Consider the following 21,419-nt stretch of genomic DNA (forward strand, 5'->3'; position numbering starts at 1 on the left):
GCCTGCGGCCTATCGAACGATCGGGCCGGCCGGCGTGCGGGTAAGCACTTCGGCGCCCGCATCGGTCAGAAGCACGGTGTTGGAGACGAAGTCATCGCCGCGACCGGTGCCCATCAGCCACGACAGGATGTGGAAGCTCATCCCGGTCTCGATTTCGAGATCGGAATCGCGCCTCAAGCCGGTCACCGAATTGCCGCCGGTCCATGATGGCGGCTGGCCGGCGCCGACCAGATAGCCGCAGTGATGGCGGCGATAGTGGGAAAGACCGGCCTCGTCGGCGACGGTCTGCCAGGCGGCGTAGACGTCGCGCGCCCTGGCGCCGGGCCTGAGTGCCTCGACGACGGCATCGAACGCCCTGGCGGTCACCTCCGCCATCGCGGCGTCTTCGTCGCTGATATGGCCGATGCGAACGAGCCGGCCGAGCGGCGCGTGATAGCGCGAGATGCAGCCGGACAGTTCGACGAACACCGGCTCGCCCTTGCGGTAGATCCCGTCGCCCCAGGTCGTGTGCTCCTCGCCCAGGCGGGCGGCTGGGCGGATGAACGGGCCGAAGCCCGGAGCATGACCGCCGGCGCGGATCATTGCTGACACGCATTGGGCCGCGACCTCCTGTTCGGAGGCGCCGTCCGAGATCGCTGCGATCGCGGCGCCGGCGGCGGCGTCGGTCACTTGTGCCGCCTGACGCATCAGCGCCTGTTCCTCGGCGCTCTTCACCCGCCGCATCTTGTCGACCAGCCCGGAAACATCGCTCCATCTGGCACCGGCCTGCGTCTGCAGGGCGACGGCAAGCCCATGGCTGAGGCCGGCCGTCCAGTATTCGACGCCGATCCGCTTGCCGGACAGGCTGAGCTCCGCAAGCACCCGCGCGGCAAGGTCGGCCGCCGTTTCGCTGTCGGAATGGCCGCGGAATTCCGCTGCCGTCACCTGTTTCTCGATCGTCACCTTTTCCATCGAGCGGGTGACCAGGACAGGTTTCCCTTCGAGCGGCACGATCAGCAGGTGTGGGGCGAAATATCCCCAGTGATCGAGCCCGGTGAGGTAGAAGACGTTCTCCGGCGAAGCAAAGACCGCCGCGTCGAGCTCGCGCTCGGCCAGCGCCGTGCGGACCCTGACAAGGCGGTCGGCGATTTCGGCCTCGGAAAACGGATTACGGTCCATCAGGCGTCCTCGTGCTTGTTACCGGTTTCGTTGCCGGCATGATCTTTCGTCAGTGACCGGCTTCCAGTCCCCATGCTCAGTCGATGACGATGAGTTCGCGCGCCAGGTCGCAGAGGCGTTCGCCCCCGCGATCCGTGACGACGAAGGATTCCGAGATGGCGATGCCGAAATCGTCGAGCCAAACGCCGGCCATGAAATGGAAGCACATCCCGGACTGCATCTCGGTGGTGTCGCCGGGACGAAGACTTGCGGTGCGTTCGCCCCAATCGGGCGGGTAGGCGAGCCCGACCGGATAGCCGACGCGGCTCTCCTTCTTCAGCCCGTTCTTCCTCAACACTGCCTGCCAGGCGGCTTCCACCTCTTCGGCGGTGTAGCCGGGGCGCGCCTTCTCAAGGCCGGCGTCGACGCCCTCGACAATCGCCTCGGCCATGTCGACGAGGGCTTGCAGCGGCTTGCCGAAATGCACGGTCCGCGTCAGCGCCGCATGATAGCGCCGCCGCACCCCGGCGATCTCCAGAATGGCGAGGCCGCTGTCCGGCAGCGGCGCGTCGGACCAGGTCAGATGCGGCGTGCTGGTGCCCTCGCCGACGGGCATCAGCGGACAGATCGCGGCATAGTCGCCGCCCGCTCCGGGCACGCCCATGATCTGTGCCTGATAGATTTCCGCAATGACATGGTTCTGCGGCACGCCGGGCCGCATTTTTTCGATGCCGCGTTTCATGGCGTGCGTGCAGATCGCACCGGCCTCGCGGATCAGCGCCAGCTCGGCTTCGGATTTGACCAGCCGCGCCCAGTTGACGAGATCGTGGTTGTTGGCGAAGTGCGCGTCAGGCAGCCCGCTGACGAGATGGGCATGGCAGCGCGCGGTGTAATAATGCGCGTCCATCTCAACGCCGATGCGGGCGTTTCCCCAGCCACGCGACCGGATCAGCTGGGCGAGTTCGTCATAGGGGTGTTCGACGGGCTGCTGCACCAGCCGTTCCGAGAACGGCACGATGTTCTTCTCCGGCAGGCCGGTGGTCAGGCGTGCGCTCCTGGCGTCCTGCGCCCTGCCGAACCAGATCGGCCGGTTTTCCCTTAGATGGACGAGCACGCATTGCGGAACATAGAACGACCATCCGTCATAGCCGGTCAGCCAGCACATATTAGCTGGGTCCTGACAGATGATGAGGTCGAAGCCGGCCTTCTCCATGCGTGACTTCACGCCGGCCAGGCGCTGCGCATACTCCGCTTGCGTGAAAGTCCCGAAACCGCTCGCGCTCGCCACCGAAATCCCACCTGCCGGTACGCTGGTTTTTTCTTAAATTGTGCACAACTGGCAATAATGTGTGGTCTGACTACGAATTATTGCCAGATTTATGTGGTTTTTATATCTTAGCTTGCACAATGTCTAGGGCAGTTGTATACGTCTTGACAGACAGGTGTCGACCTCGAAGAAGGCCGCGCCCGGGAATATCAGTCAGTTGTTCAATGGGAGAAAAGCATGTTCAAATCATCGATATCGCGCCGGATGGTCGTGAAAGCCGCCGCCTGCCTCGCGCTTGCCGCGACATCATTCACGGCGCTGCCCGCTTATGCGGAAACCACCCTCGAACAGGCCAAGAAGGACGGCTATATCCGCGTCGGCTTTGCCAACGAGGCGCCGTTCGGTTACGCCACGCCTGACGGCAAGCTGACCGGCGAAGCGCCGGAAGTTGCCAAGGCGGTACTCGCCAAGATGGGTATCGCGCAGGTTGACGGCGTGCTGACCGAGTTCGGCTCGCTTATCCCAGGTCTCAAGGCCGGCCGCTTCGATATCATCGCCGCCGGCATGTTCATCAATCCGAAGCGCTGCGCCGAGATCAATTTCTCCGAGCCGTCCTACGGCATCGGTCAGGCCATGCTGGTGGCAAAAGGCAATCCGAAGGGCGTGAAGGACTTTTCCAGCATCAAGGAAAACCCGGATCTCAAGCTCGCCGTGATGGCCGGCGCCGTCGAGGGCGGCTATGCCAAGGACGCTGGTGTCGCCGCCGGGCAGATCGTTGCCTTGCCCGACCAGTCCAGTCTGGTCGCCGCCGTCCAGTCGGGCCGTGCCGACGCTGCCGCGCTAACCGCTCTTTCGATCGCCGACATGGCCAAGAAGGCCGACGGCGTCGAATCGACCAAGCCGTTCGGCGAGGTTGCCGGCAAGTCGGTGAAAGGCCATGGCGGCTTCGGCTTCCGCAAGGAAGATACCGACCTGCAGGAGGCGTTCAACGCCGAGCTGAAGACGTTCCTCGGTTCGCCGGAGCACATCGCGCTGGTCGAGCCGCTCGGCTTCGGCAAGGACTACCTGCCCAACAAGACCACCGCGGAGCTTTGCGCGGGCAAATAGGTTCCCAACTGCTGGCGGCGCGAAAGCGCCGCCCCTTTTTCCTGGGGGAATCCGCATGGGAATCCGTACGCTCGTTGCCATGCTGGTCGTCGCGCTTGTCGTGATCGGTGCCTTGGCAACGCAGGAATCTTACAAAGTGTTTATGCCGGGGCTGCTGCAAGGCGCGGTCCTGACGATCGAGATCGCTATCCTCGGCAGCCTGCTGGCAATCGTCATGGGCGTGCTGGCGGCGCTGGCAAGGATGTATGGCCCGGCGCCGCTCAAATTGCTGGCCACGGTCTATGTCGAGATCTTCCGCGGCACCTCGGCACTGGTGCAATTGTTTTGGCTGTTTTTCGTGCTGCCGCAATTCGGTGTCACGCTCAACGCATTTCTGGTTGCTGTCCTGGCGCTCGGCCTGAACGTTGGTGCTTACGGATCGGAAGTCGTGCGCGGCGCGATCCAGTCCGTCGCCCGCGGACAGTGGGAGGCGTCTACCGCATTGAACATGAGCCGCCCCCAGATGCTGCGCCGGATCATCCTGCCGCAGGCTTTCGTCGCCATGATCCCGCCTTGGGGCAATCTGTTCATCGAGCTTTTGAAATCGACAGCGCTGGTCTCGCTGATCACGCTCTCGGACCTCGCCTTCAAGGCGCAGCAAATGAACCAGAACACGTTCAAGACCATTCCGATCTTCACCCTCGTCCTGCTGATGTACCTGGCAATGTCGCTGGTCGTGACCATCGGCATGCGGCTTCTCGAAAGGCGGGCTTCGCTCGGATTGGCGCGGGGAAGGCAGCATGATCTGGGACTGGGCATTTGCTTTTGAAATCCTGCCGGTGCTCGCCAGCGCTGCCATCGTTTCCATCGAGGCGACGCTGATCGGGTTTGCGCTTGCCGCCTCGCTTGGCCTGGTGCTGGCGGTGGTCCGCATCGCCGTGCCGTGGACCAGCTGGACGATTTCGGTGCTGGTCGAACTGATCCGGTCGACCCCGTTGCTGATCCAGATATTCTTTCTCTATTTCGTCTTTCCGAAATTCGGTGTCGTGCTCGACGCCTTCACCGCCGGGGTGCTTGCCATCGGTATCCACTACGCTGCCTATTGTTCCGAGGTCTATCGCGCCGGTTTCGACAACATCCATCGCGGCCAGTGGGAAGCCTCGGTCGCACTCAATCTGTCAGCCTGGACGACGTTCCGCGACATCATCATTCCGCAGGCGATCCCGCCGATCGTTCCGGCGCTCGGCAACTATCTGGTTGCCTTGTTCAAGGAGACGCCATTGCTTTCCGCAATCGCCGTGCTGGAGCTGATGCAGACCGCCAAGATCATCGGCTCCGAAACCTTCCGCTACACTGAGCCGATGACGCTGGTCGGCCTGTTCTTCCTTGCCATGAGCCTGGTTTCTGCCGCGCTCATTCGCTCCCTCGAAGGCTTGCTCAACCGGAGGACCATGCGATGACGGAACAACCGATGGTCCGCTTCGACAATGTTTCGAAACGCTACGGCGCGCTGACCGTTCTCGACGGGCTCAATCTGGACATAGCACGCGGCGAGAAGGTTTCTATCATCGGGCCGTCCGGCTCCGGCAAGACCACGGTGCTGCGCATGCTGATGACGCTGGAGACGATCAATGACGGCGTCATCTGGGTCGAAGGCGAGCCGCTCACCCACATGGAGAGGAACGGCAAGCTTGTTCCCGCCGATCTCGCGCACATCCGCAAGATCCGCGCCAAGATCGGCATGGTGTTCCAGTCGTTCAACCTGTTCCCGCACATGACGGCGATGCAGAACTGCATCGAGGCGCCCATAACCGTGCTCGGCATGAAGCGGGCCGATGCCGAGGCGCGGGCGGCCGAGCTGCTCGACATGGTCGGCCTGTCGGAGAAGAAGGACCACTATCCCTCGCAGCTTTCCGGCGGCCAGCAGCAGCGTGTCGCCATCGCCCGCGCTTGCGCCATGCGGCCCAAGATCATGCTGTTCGACGAGGTGACCTCGGCACTCGACCCCGAACTCGTCGGCGAGGTGCTTGAAGTCATCCGAAAACTCGGCAGGGAACATGACCTCACCATGCTGATGGTCACCCACCAGATGGGATTTGCCAAGGAATTCTCCGATCGCGTCTGCTTTTTCCATGCCGGCAAGATCTGCGAGCAGGGGCCGCCAAACGAGTTGTTCGGCGCCCCCAAGAACGAGCGGACGCGGCAGTTCCTGCACGCTGTCCTGGAGGCTGGATGACGCTTGAGACGACTGCCACGCCCCTGGCCGTGCCCGCCGCACCGCCGCGCCCGCTCTCGGCGCGGGAGCGGTTCGAGCGTATCTACCGGATACTGCGCGACCGCATCTGCCTGCTCGACTATGCGCCCGGCAGCCATCTCTCCGAGGAAGAGCTTGCCCAGGAATTCCAGATCAGCCGCACGCCGGTTCGCCGTGTCCTGGCGCGCCTCGAATCCGAGGGTCTGGTTCAATCCGTCCATGGCGTCGGCACGATCGTCACCGACGTCGACATCGAGGAATTGCAGCAGGTCTATCACTTGCGCCTGGAGCTGGCGCTCCTCGTCGGCAAGCTTTCGCCGATCCCGCGCACGGCGGACGACCTCGACCGGATAAGGGCACTCATCGCGCGCTGCGATTCCGATGTGCTCAATCCCGACCAGCGCGCTTTCCTGCGCCTCAACATGGATTTTTTCTACGAGCTCACCGCGATGACCGGCAACCAGCCGCTGCGCGAGATCAGCGAGCGCCTGTATTTTCAGGTCGCGCGCGTCGTCCTGAAGATGATGCCGCAGTTGGGCCTGGTCGAGGAGTTCACTGCGTTCCGCCGCGAAATGGAAGAGGTGCTTGCCGCCGCCGAGATCGGCGACTGGGAGTCGATCGGGCACATCAGGCGAGCCCATATCTCGATGAGCTTTCGCCGCATGATGCGTCATGCAGGCGAGGTCAACCTATCCGGCGGAACTCTGTAATTCACGTTTGACCTGGCGCACGCCCGGGTCACGACCGGTGGGCACCGCTTCGTCGGCCGGCGACCAGCTTCAGCCAGGGCGCAAAATGGAAGGCGCTCATCAGCAAGTACATCATCGCCATTTCGTTCAGCGGCGACGCATCTTGCGCCGCGCAGATCATGTCGGCATCACCGGTAACGGCCGTCAGCAGCGCCATGATTGCGAAGGTGGGCGCGGCCGCCAGCGATAGCCAGTCGGCCGCGCCACGGGCGGCGACATTGTCGGTTGGGAAATCGGCAGATCCGCTGCCTTCGGGCGGCATCTTCTGGTCGGGGTGGAGTGTCATCGAGACGTCATCCCTTTTCGACACGGCGCGCTGGTTGTTGGTGCTGAGATAGATTAGGACCGGACATCGAAAGGTGAGAGTGACAAGTGTGACGGGATTCCGATGGACTCGCTGATCACCGCTGCGGCGCGCGCCCTTGCGACGGGTGATCCTCTTGGCGCTTTGAAGCGGGTCGCCCTGCGTGAGGATGCGCCCGCGCTTGCGCTGCGCGGCATCGCGATGGCGCAGCTCGGCGATCTCGTTCGAGCAAAGGCTCTTCTCAAAAGTGCTGCGCGCGCCTTCGGTCCGAGAGAGGCGGTGGCACGCGCGAGGTGCGTCGTCGCCGAAGCCGAGATCGCGCTCGTCTCGCGCGACCTCGGCTGGCCGGCGAAGGCACTCGACGCCGCGCGGTCGACGCTTGAAAAACACGGCGACCACGTCAATGCCGCGCATGCGCGCAATCTCGAAGCTCGGCGCCTGCTCCTGATCGGACGCCTCGATGAGGCGGAGGGCAGGCTGGCTGGCTTCGACCCGACAACGCTCCCACCCGCGTCGAGGGCCGCCCACGAGCTGGTGATTGCGGGGATCGCGATACGCCGCCTCCGCACCAAGGCGGCGCGCGCTGCGATCGGGCGGGCCGAGCACGCGGCGGGCCAGGCGGACATTCCAGCGCTGACGGCCGAGGTTGAAGGCGCATCCCTGGTGATGAACACGCCCGCGGCGCGCCTGATCGCGCGCGGGGTTGAGCGCCCGCTCCTGCTCGAGGAGGTCGAAGCGCTGCTGGCGTCGGGGGCACTCGTCGTCGACGCCTGCCGCAATATCGTGCGGGACGCCGGCATGATCGTCTCGCTGGCGACGCGCCCGGTCCTGTTCGCGCTTGCGCGTGCGCTGGGCGAAGCCTGGCCCGCAGACGTGCCGCGGAGCACGCTCGTCGCACGCGCCTTCGGCGGCAAGCACGCCGATGAATCGCATCGCGCCCGGTTGCGGGTCGAAGTCGGTCGGCTTCGGGTGGAGTTGCGGTCACTGGCGGATGTGAGCGCGACCAAGCGAGGCTTTGCGCTTAAGCCGCGCCGCCCACGCGATGTCGTGGTGCTGGCGCCGCCCGCCGACGAGCCGCATGCAGCGGTGCTCGCCTTCCTCGCCGACGGCGAGTCGTGGTCGAGCTCGGCGCTCGCAATTGCGCTCGGAGCCAGCTCGCGCACCGTGCAGCGCTCGCTCGAGCAGCTTGCGGCAGCAGGCAAGGTGCAGTCGTTCGGCCGCGGGCGAGCGCGCCGTTGGATGACCCCGCCCGTACCGGGATTCCCGACAATCTTGTTACTCCCCGGCTCACTGTCGGGTCACTAGTGTCGTGGACAAGCCAACAGATCTGAGGTGGAGGAGAAGCATGAAACGATCTGCAGCCGAAGTCCTCCGCGAATATGGACCCTTTCCGGGTGTCGACCAGGTGGCTGGGGTTACGTTCGACGGTCAGCACGTCTGGTTTGCGTCAGGAGACAGACTGAACGCCCTGGACCCTGCGAGCGGCAAGGTGGTGCGCGCGATCGATGTCGCCGCGCACGCAGGAACGGCCTTCGACGGCCAGCACCTGTTCCAGATCGCCGAAGATCGCATTCAGAAGATCGATCCCAACACTGGCCGCGTGCTCGCCACGATTCCGGCGCCAGGTGGCGGCGGCGACTCCGGGCTCGCCTGGGCCGAAGGCTCACTTTGGGTGGGGCAGAATCGCGGTCGCAAAATCCATCAGATCGACCCCCAGACAGGGGCAGTTCTTCGCACAATCGATTCCAACCGTATCGTCACAGGGGTCAGCTGGATCGACGGCGAACTCTGGCACGGCACCTGGGAAGGTGACGAGAGCGACGTCAGGCGGATAGATCCTGAAACCGGAAAGGTCCTGGAGAAGCTTGATATGCCGCCTGGAACAGGCGTGTCGGGGCTCGAGTCCGATGGTGGCGATCAGTTCTTTTGCGGCGGTGGAAACAGCGGCAAGGTGAGGGCCATCCGCCGACCCAGGCGAGGCTCCGAAACCCCGGTCGACCCGACGAGCAAGTAACCGAAGCGGCTGGCGGGCAAGTTTTCCGCTTTGACGAACCGTCCGCCGGGAGCGGCCATCAATGCGGCGGACCGGATCGCTGGAGCCCTTAAGCGCTGTTGGGCTTGTCGCGACGCGCGACGATGTAGATGTGGTCGGCAGCCAGGACCACATCGCCATGCTGGTTGATCACCTCGCAGCGCTCGATGACGCGACCCGACTCTGGCCGCTTTGGGTCGTCTTGCTTGGCCGAGATGGTGGTGCGGGTCTTGATCGTATCGCCGATGAACACCGGCTTTATGAAGCGCAACCTGTCATAGCCATAGGAGAACGCGACCGGGTTGATGACGCTTGCTGTCAGTCCGACGCCGACCGAGAAGACCAGCGTGCCATGCGCGATGCGCTGGCCGAACGGCGTCGTCTTCATGAACTCGGCGTCCATGTGGTGGGGAAAGAAATCGCCGGTATGGCCGGCATGCACGACGAAGTCGGTCTCGGTGATGGTGCGTCCGCTGGTCATGCGCGACGAGCCGATCTGGTAATCCTCGAAATAGATCGTCTGCTCCATGTCAGGGCCTCGCCGCGATCGGTGTTGCCGGCGCCGCGCTCGATTGGTAGGCGGCCTCGACCAGCGCCATGGTGCTCCAGGCGTCCTCGACGGAACTGACAAGTTCGGCGTCTTCCCCGCAAGCGTAGCGCTGGACATTGGCCATGCGACCGACGAAGGCGTCCGGAAACCATTCGCCGACGAGTGGCACCGTGACCCAGCCGGAGCCGCCCTTCGGATAGATTTCAAGAATGTCAGGCTCGCCGCGCGGATAGTCGAGATTGAGGCCGAGTTTGAGATAGGCGGCGCCCTCGGTGCCGCAGATGCGGAACTCGCAGGCCTGGTGTTTTCGGCCAAATTTATGATCATGATTGATCGACAGCGCACAGCGCACTGTGTCGCCATAGTCGAGGATCGCGCTGGTGCGGGTTTGCGCAACCTTGTGACCGGGATGACCGAGCGTCCTGGCGTGAACGCCCCTGGGGTCGCCGAGCAATTGCCGGATCAGGTCGAGATAATGGATCGAGTGCATGGCGATCTCGACGCGCGGCGCCTTCAGCAGGAACTCCCAGAGCTGCCAGGGTGTCGCCAGCGCCAGCCACGCGTCGAAGTCGACCACGTCGCCCAGCCAGCCCCTGGCGATCGCACCCTTCAGCGCCAGCATCATCGGCGCGAAGCAGAGCTGGAAATTCACCGCCGCCTTCAGCTTCTTGGCGCGGCAGATTTCGAGGATCTCGCTCGCCTCGGTGAGGTCGCTGCCCATCGGCTTCTGGATCAGCGCTACGGCGCCGTCGGGCAACGCCCTGAGCACGCCGGCATGATGAGCCGGCGGCGTCGTCAGGTCGAAGATGACGCCGTCGATTGACGTACCCTCCTCGATCGACCGGTAAGCGGTGACGCCCCAGTTGGCCGCGAGTTTTTCCGCCTTGGCGTGGTCGGGATCAAAAAGCCCGGCGACCGGAAAGCCGGCTTTCCGATAGGCCGGGAAATGCGCGTCGCCAACGATCGAGCCGGCGCCGAAAATCACGATCGGCCGCGGCTTCGATGGCTTCGCCCAGGACTGGGAGAGCCAGGCTGGGTCGAATACGCCATCAGTCATGCTGGAAGACTTCGTCCATCGATGCCCACCATTCGCCCTCCTTGCGGGTCGGCAGCGGCTCCTGGCAAGGCATGCACAGCGCCCACCATTCCTGCGTCTTGGGATCGGCGGCCATCTTCGCCATGTCGGCGGCATAGTCGGTGCCGTGGTACTCGAAAGTGCTGAACAAGAGGTGCTCCGGCTCCTTGAGATAGATCGAATAGTTCCTGATGTTGCAGGCGGAAATCATCGCCAGCACTTCAGGCCAGACGGCAGCGTGAAGCCGCACATATTCGGTGACCTTTTCCGGCTTGAGGCCGAGCACCATTGCCATCCGCTGCATGTCCGGCTCCTGTTTCACTATCGTCGTTATGAATGCCGCGATGCGTTGCGTTGCACCGGCGGTGATCTGCCCACTATTTACATACAAACAAATAATTTACACAATCACCAAGCCGATGGTCCTTTCGGATGCTGACCACGGGGAGTGACTATGGCGGAGGACGAGGACGATGACCGCTATCGCGCGCCTGCGCTCGACAAGGGTCTCGACATCCTGGAGCTTCTGGCCGGCGTCGATGGCGGCCTGACCCAGGCGGAAATCGCCAAAAAGCTCGACCGCAGCCCCAACGAGTTCTACCGCATGCTGGACCGGCTGGTGCGGCGCGGCTACGTCACGCGGCCGGATGGCGACCGTTACTCGCTGACGCTCAAGCTGTTTGGCCTGGCGCATCTGCACGCGCCGGTGCGGCGGCTGGTTTCCTATGCGACGCCACTGATGCGGGAACTTGCCGAAACCTCGCAGCAGGCAAACCAGCTTGTCGTCTTCGACCGTGGCTCTGCGGTGGTGATCGCCCAGCAGGAGGCGCCGGACTATTGGGGCATTTCGATTCGCGTTGGCGCCCATGTCAGCCTGTTCGACACCGGCTCCGGGCATGTGCTGCTGGCGTTCCGCTCGCCCGAAGAGCGGCAGATGATGATCTGCGAACATCTGCGCAGCACCGACAAGCCGCCTCAATCGCCGGAATTCTTCGCTCGTCTCGACCAGATTCGTGAACGCGGCTATGAGATGATGGCCTCAATGCAGACCGCCGGTGTGTTCAACCTGTCGGCACCCGTGCTTGGCTCGGACGGTAGGGCGATCGCCGCGCTGTCGATCCCCTACGTAACTCTGGTCAACGCACCCAGGGCGCCCGATATCACCGGGACGATAGAACTGTTGCTGGCCGCGACTGAAAAGCTATCGCAACTGGCGGGTGCCGTGGCCAGGCAGACGAAATAGAGTCTTGTTTGAACGAAGAATTTCCCCCTGAGATGATCTAGGGCGTGAGATGATCGGGAAGTGCAGAGGAGCGCCGTTATGATCTTCGATACCCATCTGCATCTGATCGACCAGTCGGCGCTGCGCTATCCCTGGCTCTCCGGCGTGCCGGCGCTAAACCGCGATTTCTCCTACGACGAATATGCAGTCCAGGCCCGCCGCGCCGGCATAGAGGGCGCATTGCACATGGAGGTCGATGTCGATCCGGCCGATATCGAGGCTGAGACCAGTCACGTAAAGGCGCTGTCACACCAGAACGACAGCTTGCTGCGCGGGGCAATAGCCTCCTGCCGTCCGGAAGAGCCGGGCTTTGCCGCCTATCTCGAGCGCCAGCGTGCCGATCCTTTCGTCAAGGGTTTTCGCCGTGTGCTCCACGTCGTGCCGGACGAGCTTTCGGAAGGCGTGCTGTTTCGCGAAAACATCAAGCGGCTTGCCGGCACCAAACTGACCTTTGACCTCGTCGTCCTGCCGCATCAGATCCCCAAGGCGATTGCGCTTGCCGACCTCGCGCCGGACGTGCAGTTCGTGCTCGACCATTGCGGCGTGCCCGACATCAAGGGCAGCAGTGAGCATCCCTGGCGCGAGCATATGGCGGAGATCGCGCGGCGGCCGAACGTCGTCGGCAAAATTTCCGGTGTGGTCGCCTATGCGGACGCTGGATCCTGGACTGTCGAAACGCTGCGTTCCTATGTCGAGCACACCATCCAATGCTTTGGCTGGGACCGGGTCGTGTGGGGCAGCGACTGGCCGGTCTGCACGCTAGGCGGCGGGCTTGCGACCTGGATTGCGGCGACGCATGCGCTGCTTGCCGGAGCAAGCATCGATGAACGGCAAAAGCTGCTCTCCGCCAATGCGAAGCGGCTTTGGCGTTTGTAGAGAAGTTAGCGAACTCTGCCTCAGCTCGGCGCCGGGCGCCGGAAACTCTCCAGAAACAGCCGATTAAGATCGGCGACGACGCGGCCCGCATCGTGCTTTTCGGTCAGGCCGAGATTGATGCGATCGGACGCCGCCTGCTGGAAGGCCATGTAGCCATCGTGGCGTGGCCTGACCCAGGCACCCTCGAGCGTGGCGCGGGTGTCCATGTAGAAATTGCCGGCGGCTGCATTGACGGCTGCATCGTCCCAGGCTGCGGCATGGCCGGGCTGGCCGCCGGCCAACGCATAGGGGCCACGCTGCACCTCGCCGCTGGCGATCCAGTAAGCGAAGTCGATGGCCTCTTGCGTGGCCTTCGAAAAGGCCGACACGGCAATGCCGGTTCCGCCGAGCGCCGACCCGACTACACCGGTGTCGCCGGCAGGCGGAATGTCGGCGAAGGCAAGGCGGCTGCTGCGGAATCCGGCGATGGCATAGGAGACATAGCCGTAGATCAGCGGCGCACAGGCGATCCGCGTGCCGGAGCTGGCCATTTCCTCCAGGACGTCGATCGGGTCCATGCCAAGGCAGGCCGGCGCCGCGATCTCGCGCATCATCTCGAAAACGCGGCTGCCGATGTCAGGGTTTACGTGGTCGCCAGGCTCTTCGACGGCGGGCCGGCCGAGATTGCCGGCAAGCGTGTAGAACATCATCAGCGAATGCGGCGGCCTCAGCGGCAGCAGCACGCGGCCTTGCCGCGCCAGATCGAGCACCTTGGCCCAGTTCGCCGGCGCGGCGGAAAGCATGTCAGGCCGCCACGCCTGCACCTGGGCGGCCGTGTCGATCGGAAACGCCCACTGCCGGCCTTGCCAGTTGTAGCTCGGATAGGACTGGCCGACGCTGCCCGCCGCCAGAGCGGCGCGCTCCGCTTCGCGGCCAGCGACATCGAGCGGCGCCAAACAAGTCTCGGCGGTGATCTGGCCGACATGCGGATGATCGATGACGATCAAATCGTAGGCGCGGGCCAGGTCCCCGACCGCAAACGATTCGAAGTCCTGCAGCGAGCGCTTGTCCCATTCGATAGTAACGCCGGTCTGCCGCTTCCACAGTCCCGAACAGGCGACCATCGGGTCGTAGCCGCGCGGATGGCTCCAGGTCATGCCTTTGAGCGTCACGTCGCTCACAGCCCGAACTCCTCGCGGATCTTTGCGCTGTGCTCGCCGATGCGCGGCGCCGCCCGCTCGACCTTGGCGCGGACGCCATCGACCCTCAGCGGCGAACGCGTGGTGAGGATCGAGACGTCATCCTCGCGCGTCACTGTCTGCAGCATGTCGAGCACCTGAAAGCCTTCGCTGGCCATCATTTCCGGCCAGGTCAGCACCCTGGCGCACCAGATGTCGGCGGGCTCGAGGATGGCAAGCCATTCGTCGACGGTTTTCGTCGCGATTGTTTGCGCAATGATCGCCTTGATCTCGTCGCGGGCGGTGAACCACGTCGACGGCTGATCGCGATAGGGCGCAAGCTGTTCGAGTTCCAAAAGGTCGGCCAGCTTCGGGATCGGCGTCATCGCGATCGCCAGATAGCCGTCCTTGGCCGGATAGACGCCGTAAGGCGCCGACAGATAGGCATGGGCGCTGCGCAAGTCCGATCGCCGCGGCAGGCGGCGGCCGTCATTGAGATGCGTGGTCAGCACCTCGAACTGGAAATCGACCAGCGCTTCGAGCAGGCTGGTCTCGACATGGCTGCCGTTGCCGGTCACGCCGCGTCGCACCAGTGCGGCAAGGATGCCTTGCGCGGCGGCGGCGCCCGCCAGCATGTCGGCAATCGCCAGGCCGAACGGCACCGGTCCCTGGTCCTCGTCGCCGTTCAGCCACATCACGCCGGAACGCGCCTGCGCCAGCAGATCCTGGCCGGGCCGCTTGACCCAGGGACCTTCCTCGCCATAGCCGCTGATCGAGGCATAGACCAGGCGCGGATTGATCTTGCGCACCGCCTCGTAGTCGAGACCCAGGCGCTCGATGACGCCGGGGCGGAAATTCTGGATCAGCACGTCGGCCTTGGCCAGCAGGCCGCGCAGCGACGCCAGATCCGCCGCGTCCTTGAGGTCGATGGCAAAGCTTTCCTTGGCCCGGTTGATGGCGTGGAAGATGGTGGAATCGCCGCCGATCTCGGTGTCACTGAGATAGAGCCGGCGCGACAGGTCACCGCCATCCGGTCGCTCGATCTTGATGACGCGGGCTCCGAGGTCGAGCAGCCGCAGCGAGCAGTAGGGCCCTGACAGGAACTGGCTCATGTCGACGACGACGAGCCCGGTCAGCGGCAATTCGGCAATGGCAGCCATCGCCTATTTCTCAGTCTTGCCGGCGAAATCGGCCGGAATCCGGCACTTCACCGTCTGCAGGTGCTCGCAATAAAGCACGAGTTCTCCTTCACCCTTGAAGACTTCATAGCTGGCGCGGATCAGCCCCATCGCCTTGTACTGGGTTTCGTGTCGAGATTGGATTGCACGATCGGTCCCGCGTTCGATCTTCTCTAGTGAATAGTATTTTCACATATGGGATTGCGTTTCAAGCGTGAACAGGCGAAATTTGCCGCTCCGCTGCGGCTGGGTGCCGGCGGAACAAGGGGGATTTCGATGCAGGACGCCTGTCTGGTCTTCGTCGGCAGCCTCAACCGCGAGGCGCCTTATTTTCAGGGCGCGCGCGGCGTTGGGCTCTGCGTCTACAGTTTCGACGAAGAGACGCTGGAGACGAGGAAACTGGCCGAGACGGGAGACGTCGACAATCCGACCTTCCTGTCGGTGACGCTGGACGGCTCCCATGTCTATGCCAATTCCGAAGTGTTCACCTGGCGCGAAGGCGTGGTCTCGGCCTACCGCTTCGACAGGCAAACCGGCACGCTTTCCTACATCAACAAGCAGCCGACGCTTGGCAGCATCACGGCGCACAATAACCTCACGCGCGACGGGACGAAGCTGCTGGTCGCCAATTATGGCATGGGCGAAGGCGGCCCCGATCGCTCAGTCGTGGTTTACGGACTGCACGACGATGGCGGCCTGACTGCGCCGTTGTCTAGCGTCGCCCATCGCGGAACTGGTCCCGACGCAGTTCGTCAGGAACGTCCCCATGCCCACAGCGTCACCGAGACGATTGCCGGTGGCGTGGCGATCGTCGCGGATCTCGGCATCGATCGGCTTGTCTCGTACCGCATCGGGCCCGACGGCGGCCTGACCAGACTGGCGGAGTCGGCGCTTGCGCCCGGCGCTGGGCCACGTCACGTGGCGCTGCATCCGGGCGGGCGCTTCGTGTTCGTTATGAACGAACTGGATTCGACGGTCGTCTCGCTTGCGCTGGACGAAGCGTCAGGCAGGCTCACCGAGATCGACGGTAAGCCGGCCGTGCCGGCCGCGGCGCGCGACGGCAATCATTGCGCCGACATCCAGATATCGCCCGACGGCCGCTTCCTCTATGGCTCCAACCGCGGGCATGACAGTGTCGCCGTGTTTTCTGTCGACCAGCAGACAGGCACGCTTGCGCTGGTCGACCATGCGCCATGTGGGGGCGCTACGCCGCGCAATCTGGCACTGACGCCCTCAGGTCGCCATCTCTTCTCGGCCAACCAGAACGCCGACCGCATCTCGATTCTTGCACGCGACGCGGCCACGGGGCGGCTGGCCGACACCGGGCGGTTTATCGAAATCGGCACGCCAATGTGCGTGAAGATCGTGCGTTGAAAGCCTTGGTCTCCCTTCCAGCAGCGAGGGCGTGCACGGTCCTGTGATTTCGGCTGAGCCATCAGCGTGGTAGCTTCCAGTCGTTCCGCTGCGGAGTCGTCATGCGTACCAAGCTGCTAGAAATCACCCTTGCTATGCTGCTGCTGGTTAGCGGCCCTTCAGCCGGCCACGCGCAAGTGGCCGAGCGGACGTCGCCTTCGGGCGGCGTTCTGTCGCTGCTCCCGCCGCCCCAGGTCTCAGATCATTCGATCGTGATCGCGGGGCGCACACTCAACTATCAGGCAAGGGCCGGCACGCTGTCGTTGCTATCCGGCAATGGCGACGTCACCGCGGAAATCTTTCATGTCGCCTACACGCTGCGTCCCGAGCCAAGCCGGGAACCTGATCCCCGGCGCCCGATCACTTTCGTATTCAACGGTGGTCCCGGAGCAGCTTCCGCCTATCTGCATCTTGGCGCGCTCGGTCCACGGGTGATGGCGACAGCGGCCGATGGAGGTTTTCTCCCACCGCCGCAGAGGCTTTTGGACAACTCGAACACCTGGCTCGACATGACCGACCTGGTCTTTGTCGACCCCGTCGGAACCGGTTACAGCCGCGAAGCACCCGGCACCGAAGCACGCAGCTTCTGGGGCGTCAATCAGGACGCCGCCGCGATGGGCGCCTTCATCCGGCTCTATCTGGCACAGGCGGGCCGCACAGCGTCGCCGGTGTTTCTTGCCGGCGAAAGCTATGGCGGGTTTCGGGCGGCACTGCTTGCCAAGACGCTTCAGGAAGATATCGGCGTCAGTCCTCGCGGCATCGTGCTCATCTCGCCAGCGCTCGAATTCACACTGGTGCGGCCCGACGAGTTCCAGCCGCTTCACTGGGCGCTTGAGCTGCCGTCGCTGGCGGCGGTGCGCCTGCGCAGCGAAAGCGTCACCGGTTCCGAGCTGCAGGAGCGGTTGGCCGATGTCGAACGCTATGCGCTTGGCGACTATCTCGTCGCGCTTGCCAGCGGACTCGAACAGGGCGGGCGTCTGGCGAGCCCGCGCGTTGCCGAAATCACCGGCCTGCCGCTCGAACTCGTCAAACGAAACTTTGCACGCGTTTCCACCGCACTCTTCGCCAAGGAGTTTGCGCGGGCAAGGGGCAATGTTCTCAGCGTCTATGACGGCACGATCGAAACGGCAGACGTTGCCCCGGAAAGTCCAAGGCCCAGCGGTCCTGATCCGGTGCTCGACCGAAGCGTGCCCGCGCTCACTTCCGCCTTTGTCAGCTATGTCAGGGAGGAACTGAAATTCCGCACCGATCTGAGCTATCGGCTTCTCAACCGTGAAATAAGCGGCAATTGGGATTACGGGACGAGCCCGACGCGTCAGGGCTATGCCGGCGTGATGGATGACCTTCAACAGGCGCGCGCGCTAAATCCCGGCCTCGGTGTTTTGATCGTCAACGGCTACACCGACCTGGTGACACCCTATATGGCGTCACGCTACCTTGTCGGCCAGGTTCCTTCGCTGCCCGGCGCAAAGCCCATCCGCGTCGAGCTGCTGGAAGGCGGCCACATGATGTATTTCAGGCCGGAGAGCCGGCGCACGCTGAGAGAGGCCGCGTCCGAGCTTTACCAAACGCCGAAATGAAACGGTTGAAGCGGGTAGTACAAGAGACAAATCCGCTTCGTCGCATGAGCGGCGGATGACGCAACATGAACCGGCGAGGCGAACAAGTCGATGACATCTCAGCCTGCAGAACTGACCTGGCTCAACCCGCCACCGCATCATGCTTTCGGCGACAGCACCGTGCATGTGCGGACCGGCAAGGAGACCGATTTCTGGCGCGAGACTTTTTATGACTTCTGGCGTGACAATGGCCACTTCCTCTACCGGCAGGTCGAGGGCGATTTCAGCGCCGAGGTCACCGTCAAGGGCGACTACAAGGCGCTCTACGACCAGGCCGGTTTGATGGTCCGGCTGAGCGAGACGCACTGGGTCAAGGCCGGCATCGAGTTCACCGACGGGCTCGCCTATTTTTCCGTCGTCGTCACCAATGATGCCTCCGACTGGTCGTTGGTCAGCATCCCGGCCGGTCCGGACGGCGTCAGGATCCGGCTGACCCGCCATGCCGAGACAATCCGCGTTCAGTATCTCGATGCCTCCGACCATCGCTGGAAGCCGGTGCGGCTCGCCTACTTCCCGCCCTCGAAAACAGTCGATGTCGGCATGATGTGCTGTTCGCCGCAACGTGAAGGTTTCGAAGTCACATTCAGCGATTTTTCAGTCGGCCCGGCGATCTCGAGGGAACTCCATGACTGACGCGTCTGTCAGCGGATCGGGGCGCCGCTTTCACAGCGGTATCGTTCCGACAGCCGAATTGCGCGGTCGAAGAAGCTACCGGGCATTCACCTCATCCCGGTCGAACTTGAAATCGCCGGGAAGGCGGCCGCGGAAGGCGCGAAGCCGCTTCAGCAATTCCTCGCGCGCAGGTTTGCGCGCGACTACTGCAGGAATACGGATAGCGAGGCTGTTGCCTCACTGGCGACCTTCATCAGACTCTCCGATGTATATGCGCTATGGTAGGAGCCTTGCGCAGGCGGCCGACCTCCTGGCCGGCCGATCCAGAAGCATCCGTCAGCCCGGATGCTTGAAAGTTTCGCCAAACCAGTTCCGCCACTTGGGCTCGCCCTCGGCGGCGCGCTGTTCGGCGTCGTCGCCATAAAGATACAGGGCCATGCTGGCGTTTGCGCTGCCATCGATATCATAGGTTCCGACCAGGGCAATGCCGGGAGCAGGTGCAGTCAGGCGCAGCGCGATGAAGCGCTGCTTGTCGTCCTGCCGCACGCGTTCGACTATGCCGGATAGTCTCTCCGGCTGCTGCGGGCCATTCCGCTGCTCGCCGACATTTGCGCCGGCCAGACCGAGCGTCTCGGTAAGCCGTCTCCAAATCGAGAGCTGGTCGGCCTTCGTGCTGGCCATCACGCTGAAGCTGGCGGCGTTTTCGCCGGCGAAATGCGAAAGGTAAATGCGCAGCACCTCGAAAAAGCCGGGCCAGCCGCTCTCGAATCCTTCCAACTGATCATCCCAATCGTCGGTCGAGGCAAACAGCGAATGGACCATGCGGACAACGCAACGATCACCCGACCGGCTGGTCACGGTGATCTCCGTTGCGACAGGCGGCGCGCCTTCGCTCCAGTCGCGTTCGACATAGCCGAAACGGAACGGCGGCTCCCAAATCGTCACTTCGCCGGTGGACGCGCCATTGGGACCGAAGTCGAAATGAAGCCTGCCGCCGACATGGTCGTCGATCGTGGTTTTTGTGAACCAGGCAGTGTTGCCGGGACCCGTCGCAATGGCCCGCCACACCTGCTCGGGTGTGCCGGGCGTGATGAACTCCATCTCGACCCAACGCTTTCCGGTTTCATCTTTCTTGATCGGCATGGGAACTCCTTTCAGGGTTTAGCGTCCTCACGGTCGGGGCCGGGTGCGGTACGACGCCACTACGAGCCGATGCGGCCGCCCGCCAAAGCTCAAGCATACTCATTTTCGTATTGACAAAATATTTTGTCAAGACGGGGCGCTGATGGCTGAAAGCGGCTATGGCGCGTCGTCGCCGGGTCGTGTGATCTGAGCGTTCGCAATCAAGCCGAATTCATGAAGAGATGGCGAACCTGAGACCGCAGAACTTTTAATGCAATGACATTGCAGCGCCTGGGCGTGAGTGTGCCATGGAACAGCCGTTCGGACGTCATTTGCCTGCCGGCCGCCAAACGCAGCGCTGACTTTCCGCCAATGGCATCGAGATTGGATCGAGCGTTGCTTTGATCGCAACAACCTGCGTGTCACCGTAAAAGCCTGATCCAAGCCTGAGGCAGGAGGAAGTTGATCATGGCCAGGATTGTACCCGTGCTCGATCTCAACCGGCTCGAACAGGGCGCATCGGAGCGTCGGACCTTTCTGTTCGATCTGCGCACGGCGGCCCGCGATGTCGGCTTCTTCTATCTCAGCGGCCACGGAATTTCGGGTGTGGAGATCGATGAGGTGCTCGACGCCTCGCGCCGGTTCTTTGCCTTGCCGGAAGCCGACAAGCTGGCCATCGAAATGGTCAGGTCCCCGCAATTCCGCGGCTACACGCGCACCGGTGGCGAACTGACCAGGGGCAAGGCCGATTGGCGCGAACAGCTCGACATCGGCGTCGAGCGCCGACCCGTCCCGCAAGGACTCCGCGTTCCCGCCTGGACGCGGCTGCAAGGGCCGAACCAATGGCCTTCGGCCCTGCCGCAACTCAAACCGGCACTGCTGGCATGGCAGACCAGGGCGACGGCGGTGGCAGTCCGCCTGCTGAAGGCCTTCGCGCTGTCGCTCGACCAGGCCGAGGATGCTTTCGATCCGATCTATTGCGGTGAGCCCAACCATCGCATGAAGATCGTGCGCTATCCCGGGCGCGACACAACCGGCGGCGACCAGGGCGTCGGCGCACACAAGGACGGCGGTTTCCTGACGCTCCTGCTTCAGGACGACAACAAGGGGCTACAGGTCGAATATGACGGAAGCTGGGTGAATGTGGATCCGATCCCCGGCACGCTGATGGTCAACATCGGCGAACTCCTCGAACTGGCATCGAACGGCTATCTCAGGGCAACGGTTCACCGGGTCGTGACGCCGCCGGCCGGTGTCGAGCGGATTTCCGTTCCGTTCTTCTTCAGCGCCCGGCTCGACGCAACGATCCCGCTGCTCACCCTGCCTGAAGAACTGGCTGCCGAGGCGCGCGGACCGGCGAGCGATCCGGACAATCCGCTGTTTCGCGACGTCGGCACCAATGTGCTGAAAAGTCGCCTGCGCTCGCATCCCGACGTGGCGCGCCGGCACTATGCCGATCTGCCAGAGACAAGGGTTGAGACAAGGGCGTCACCCGTCTGAACAGGTCGGAGCACATAGAACAGGAATTTTCGTCGTCGCCCCGGCTTTTGGAATTTTGTTCGTCGCCAATGCGCCCAAACAGGCTCAAACAGGGCAACACCGTTCGGCGGTTTCCTCCCATTCCGCTGGACGGCGTTCCCCTCTGAAGGTTGTAACCTTCTTTTGGCCGGGCCGTATTCGAGCCCGGCCATTTTTCCGCTCCATTG

Annotated in this window: 22 protein-coding genes and 1 pseudogene; 13 read left to right on the forward strand and 10 right to left on the reverse strand. The window is 63.4% G+C overall.

All coding sequences use genetic code 11. The annotated features are described in order from the left end of the window. Positions 1–9: 9 nt before the first annotated feature. Complete coding sequence (locus M727_RS0109580) at positions 10–1,158, reverse strand: Xaa-Pro peptidase family protein (RefSeq protein ID WP_027152498.1); 1,149 nt, start codon at positions 1,156–1,158, stop codon at positions 10–12. A gap of 76 nt (positions 1,159–1,234) precedes the next feature. Continuing rightward, positions 1,235–2,425 (reverse strand): M24 family metallopeptidase, encoded by a 1,191-nt coding sequence (locus tag M727_RS0109585; RefSeq protein WP_036261954.1) that lies wholly within the window; start codon positions 2,423–2,425, stop codon positions 1,235–1,237. A 216-nt stretch (positions 2,426–2,641) separates the two neighbouring features. Here M727_RS0109585 and ehuB point away from each other — a divergent pair, with 216 nt between their 5' ends. Genes ehuB through M727_RS0109610 form a run of 5 tightly spaced genes read left to right on the forward strand, consistent with a single transcriptional unit; the run spans position 2,642 to position 6,454 of the window. Continuing rightward, positions 2,642–3,511, forward strand: coding sequence for an ectoine/hydroxyectoine ABC transporter substrate-binding protein EhuB (ehuB, locus tag M727_RS0109590; protein WP_023800462.1), 870 nt, complete (start codon positions 2,642–2,644; stop codon positions 3,509–3,511). 55 nt (positions 3,512–3,566) lie between these two features. Next, complete coding sequence (gene ehuC, locus M727_RS0109595) at positions 3,567–4,319, forward strand: ectoine/hydroxyectoine ABC transporter permease subunit EhuC (RefSeq protein WP_036261958.1); 753 nt, start codon at positions 3,567–3,569, stop codon at positions 4,317–4,319. Continuing rightward, positions 4,291–4,950: an ectoine/hydroxyectoine ABC transporter permease subunit EhuD gene (ehuD, locus tag M727_RS0109600; RefSeq protein ID WP_027152501.1), complete on the forward strand. Its 660-nt coding sequence runs from the start codon at positions 4,291–4,293 to the stop codon at positions 4,948–4,950. Before ehuC ends, ehuD begins: the two co-directional genes overlap by 29 nt. Further along, positions 4,947–5,726: an ectoine/hydroxyectoine ABC transporter ATP-binding protein EhuA gene (gene ehuA / locus M727_RS0109605; RefSeq protein ID WP_027152502.1), complete on the forward strand. Its 780-nt coding sequence runs from the start codon at positions 4,947–4,949 to the stop codon at positions 5,724–5,726. The genes ehuD and ehuA overlap by 4 nt, the downstream gene beginning before the upstream one ends. Further along, complete coding sequence (locus M727_RS0109610) at positions 5,723–6,454, forward strand: GntR family transcriptional regulator (protein ID WP_027152503.1); 732 nt, start codon at positions 5,723–5,725, stop codon at positions 6,452–6,454. The genes ehuA and M727_RS0109610 overlap by 4 nt, the downstream gene beginning before the upstream one ends. Before the next feature lie 28 nt (positions 6,455–6,482). Here the strand turns inward: M727_RS0109610 and M727_RS36155 are convergent, their stop codons facing one another. Then, positions 6,483–6,755, reverse strand: a complete 273-nt coding sequence (locus M727_RS36155) for a hypothetical protein (protein WP_236388818.1) — start codon at positions 6,753–6,755, stop codon at positions 6,483–6,485. 126 nt (positions 6,756–6,881) lie between these two features. Here M727_RS36155 and M727_RS0109620 point away from each other — a divergent pair, with 126 nt between their 5' ends. Then, complete coding sequence (locus tag M727_RS0109620) at positions 6,882–8,102, forward strand: hypothetical protein (protein ID WP_027152504.1); 1,221 nt, start codon at positions 6,882–6,884, stop codon at positions 8,100–8,102. Between the two features lie 4 nt (positions 8,103–8,106). Next, positions 8,107–8,811: a PQQ-binding-like beta-propeller repeat protein gene (locus tag M727_RS0109625; RefSeq protein ID WP_329608231.1), complete on the forward strand. Its 705-nt coding sequence runs from the start codon at positions 8,107–8,109 to the stop codon at positions 8,809–8,811. Between the two features lie 88 nt (positions 8,812–8,899). Here the strand turns inward: M727_RS0109625 and M727_RS0109630 are convergent, their stop codons facing one another. The 3 genes from M727_RS0109630 to M727_RS0109640 are packed head-to-tail and all read right to left on the reverse strand — an operon-like array spanning position 8,900 to position 10,758. After that, positions 8,900–9,358 (reverse strand): MaoC/PaaZ C-terminal domain-containing protein, encoded by a 459-nt coding sequence (locus M727_RS0109630; protein WP_027152506.1) that lies wholly within the window; start codon positions 9,356–9,358, stop codon positions 8,900–8,902. Between the two features lies 1 nt (position 9,359). Beyond that, a complete protein-coding gene (locus M727_RS0109635; RefSeq protein WP_027152507.1) occupies positions 9,360–10,436 on the reverse strand; it encodes a Gfo/Idh/MocA family oxidoreductase in 1,077 nt (358 codons plus the stop codon). Next, entirely contained in the window at positions 10,429–10,758 is a 330-nt protein-coding gene (locus M727_RS0109640) for an L-rhamnose mutarotase (RefSeq protein WP_027152508.1), read from the reverse strand. The genes M727_RS0109635 and M727_RS0109640 overlap by 8 nt, the downstream gene beginning before the upstream one ends. A 150-nt stretch (positions 10,759–10,908) precedes the next feature. Between M727_RS0109640 and M727_RS0109650 the strand changes: the two genes are divergently transcribed. Further along, positions 10,909–11,697 (forward strand): IclR family transcriptional regulator, encoded by a 789-nt coding sequence (locus tag M727_RS0109650; RefSeq protein WP_036261960.1) that lies wholly within the window; start codon positions 10,909–10,911, stop codon positions 11,695–11,697. A 78-nt stretch (positions 11,698–11,775) separates the two neighbouring features. Then, entirely contained in the window at positions 11,776–12,612 is an 837-nt protein-coding gene (locus tag M727_RS0109655; protein ID WP_027152510.1) for an amidohydrolase, read from the forward strand. Positions 12,613–12,632: 20 nt separating this feature from the next. On the opposite strand, the gene M727_RS0109660 is transcribed toward M727_RS0109655, so the two are convergent. From M727_RS0109660 to M727_RS39810, 3 genes and pseudogenes are all read right to left on the reverse strand, one after another. Beyond that, a complete protein-coding gene (locus M727_RS0109660) occupies positions 12,633–13,748 on the reverse strand; it encodes an extracellular solute-binding protein (RefSeq protein WP_198032628.1) in 1,116 nt (371 codons plus the stop codon). Between the two features lie 20 nt (positions 13,749–13,768). After that, complete coding sequence (locus tag M727_RS0109665; RefSeq protein WP_027152512.1) at positions 13,769–14,929, reverse strand: CaiB/BaiF CoA-transferase family protein; 1,161 nt, start codon at positions 14,927–14,929, stop codon at positions 13,769–13,771. A gap of 3 nt (positions 14,930–14,932) precedes the next feature. Next, positions 14,933–15,067: pseudogene (locus M727_RS39810) on the reverse strand (amine oxidase); the annotation flags it as partial. A 156-nt stretch (positions 15,068–15,223) separates the two neighbouring features. Here M727_RS39810 and M727_RS0109675 point away from each other — a divergent pair. The 3 genes from M727_RS0109675 (at position 15,224) to M727_RS0109685 (ending at position 18,612) form a co-directional block, all read left to right on the forward strand. Beyond that, entirely contained in the window at positions 15,224–16,321 is a 1,098-nt protein-coding gene (locus M727_RS0109675; RefSeq protein WP_027152513.1) for a lactonase family protein, read from the forward strand. 101 nt (positions 16,322–16,422) lie between these two features. After that, positions 16,423–17,940: an alpha/beta hydrolase gene (locus M727_RS0109680; protein ID WP_027152514.1), complete on the forward strand. Its 1,518-nt coding sequence runs from the start codon at positions 16,423–16,425 to the stop codon at positions 17,938–17,940. 90 nt (positions 17,941–18,030) lie between these two features. After that, positions 18,031–18,612 (forward strand): DUF1349 domain-containing protein, encoded by a 582-nt coding sequence (locus M727_RS0109685; protein WP_027152515.1) that lies wholly within the window; start codon positions 18,031–18,033, stop codon positions 18,610–18,612. Between the two features lie 315 nt (positions 18,613–18,927). On the opposite strand, the gene M727_RS0109690 is transcribed toward M727_RS0109685, so the two are convergent. Further along, positions 18,928–19,734 (reverse strand): SRPBCC domain-containing protein, encoded by an 807-nt coding sequence (locus M727_RS0109690; RefSeq protein WP_036261963.1) that lies wholly within the window; start codon positions 19,732–19,734, stop codon positions 18,928–18,930. A gap of 447 nt (positions 19,735–20,181) precedes the next feature. Between M727_RS0109690 and M727_RS0109695 the strand changes: the two genes are divergently transcribed. Continuing rightward, entirely contained in the window at positions 20,182–21,213 is a 1,032-nt protein-coding gene (locus M727_RS0109695; protein WP_027152517.1) for an isopenicillin N synthase family oxygenase, read from the forward strand. Positions 21,214–21,419: the final 206 nt, after the last annotated feature.

The organism is Mesorhizobium sp. WSM2561 (genome assembly GCF_000513915.1).
GTDB classification, from domain to species: Bacteria; Pseudomonadota; Alphaproteobacteria; order Rhizobiales; family Rhizobiaceae; genus Mesorhizobium; species Mesorhizobium muleiense.

Bases quoted from the DNA above. Each gene is read 5' to 3' on its own strand.
- M727_RS0109580 (WP_027152498.1), bottom strand. From the start codon at position 1,158: ATGGACCGTAATCCGTTTTCCGAGGCCGAAATCGCCGACCGCCTTGTC.
- ehuB (WP_023800462.1), top strand. From the start codon at position 2,642: ATGTTCAAATCATCGATATCGCGCCGGATGGTCGTGAAAGCCGCCGCC.
- ehuC (WP_036261958.1), top strand. From the start codon at position 3,567: ATGGGAATCCGTACGCTCGTTGCCATGCTGGTCGTCGCGCTTGTCGTG.
- ehuD (WP_027152501.1), top strand. From the start codon at position 4,291: ATGATCTGGGACTGGGCATTTGCTTTTGAAATCCTGCCGGTGCTCGCC.
- ehuA (WP_027152502.1), top strand. From the start codon at position 4,947: ATGACGGAACAACCGATGGTCCGCTTCGACAATGTTTCGAAACGCTAC.
- M727_RS0109610 (WP_027152503.1), top strand. From the start codon at position 5,723: ATGACGCTTGAGACGACTGCCACGCCCCTGGCCGTGCCCGCCGCACCG.
- M727_RS36155 (WP_236388818.1), bottom strand. From the start codon at position 6,755: ATGCCGCCCGAAGGCAGCGGATCTGCCGATTTCCCAACCGACAATGTC.
- M727_RS0109620 (WP_027152504.1), top strand. From the start codon at position 6,882: ATGGACTCGCTGATCACCGCTGCGGCGCGCGCCCTTGCGACGGGTGAT.
- M727_RS0109630 (WP_027152506.1), bottom strand. From the start codon at position 9,358: ATGGAGCAGACGATCTATTTCGAGGATTACCAGATCGGCTCGTCGCGC.
- M727_RS0109635 (WP_027152507.1), bottom strand. From the start codon at position 10,436: ATGACTGATGGCGTATTCGACCCAGCCTGGCTCTCCCAGTCCTGGGCG.
- M727_RS0109640 (WP_027152508.1), bottom strand. From the start codon at position 10,758: ATGCAGCGGATGGCAATGGTGCTCGGCCTCAAGCCGGAAAAGGTCACC.
- M727_RS0109650 (WP_036261960.1), top strand. From the start codon at position 10,909: ATGGCGGAGGACGAGGACGATGACCGCTATCGCGCGCCTGCGCTCGAC.
- M727_RS0109655 (WP_027152510.1), top strand. From the start codon at position 11,776: ATGATCTTCGATACCCATCTGCATCTGATCGACCAGTCGGCGCTGCGC.
- M727_RS0109660 (WP_198032628.1), bottom strand. From the start codon at position 13,748: ATGACCTGGAGCCATCCGCGCGGCTACGACCCGATGGTCGCCTGTTCG.
- M727_RS0109665 (WP_027152512.1), bottom strand. From the start codon at position 14,929: ATGGCTGCCATTGCCGAATTGCCGCTGACCGGGCTCGTCGTCGTCGAC.
- M727_RS0109675 (WP_027152513.1), top strand. From the start codon at position 15,224: ATGCAGGACGCCTGTCTGGTCTTCGTCGGCAGCCTCAACCGCGAGGCG.
- M727_RS0109680 (WP_027152514.1), top strand. From the start codon at position 16,423: ATGCGTACCAAGCTGCTAGAAATCACCCTTGCTATGCTGCTGCTGGTT.
- M727_RS0109685 (WP_027152515.1), top strand. From the start codon at position 18,031: ATGACATCTCAGCCTGCAGAACTGACCTGGCTCAACCCGCCACCGCAT.
- M727_RS0109690 (WP_036261963.1), bottom strand. From the start codon at position 19,734: ATGCCGATCAAGAAAGATGAAACCGGAAAGCGTTGGGTCGAGATGGAG.
- M727_RS0109695 (WP_027152517.1), top strand. From the start codon at position 20,182: ATGGCCAGGATTGTACCCGTGCTCGATCTCAACCGGCTCGAACAGGGC.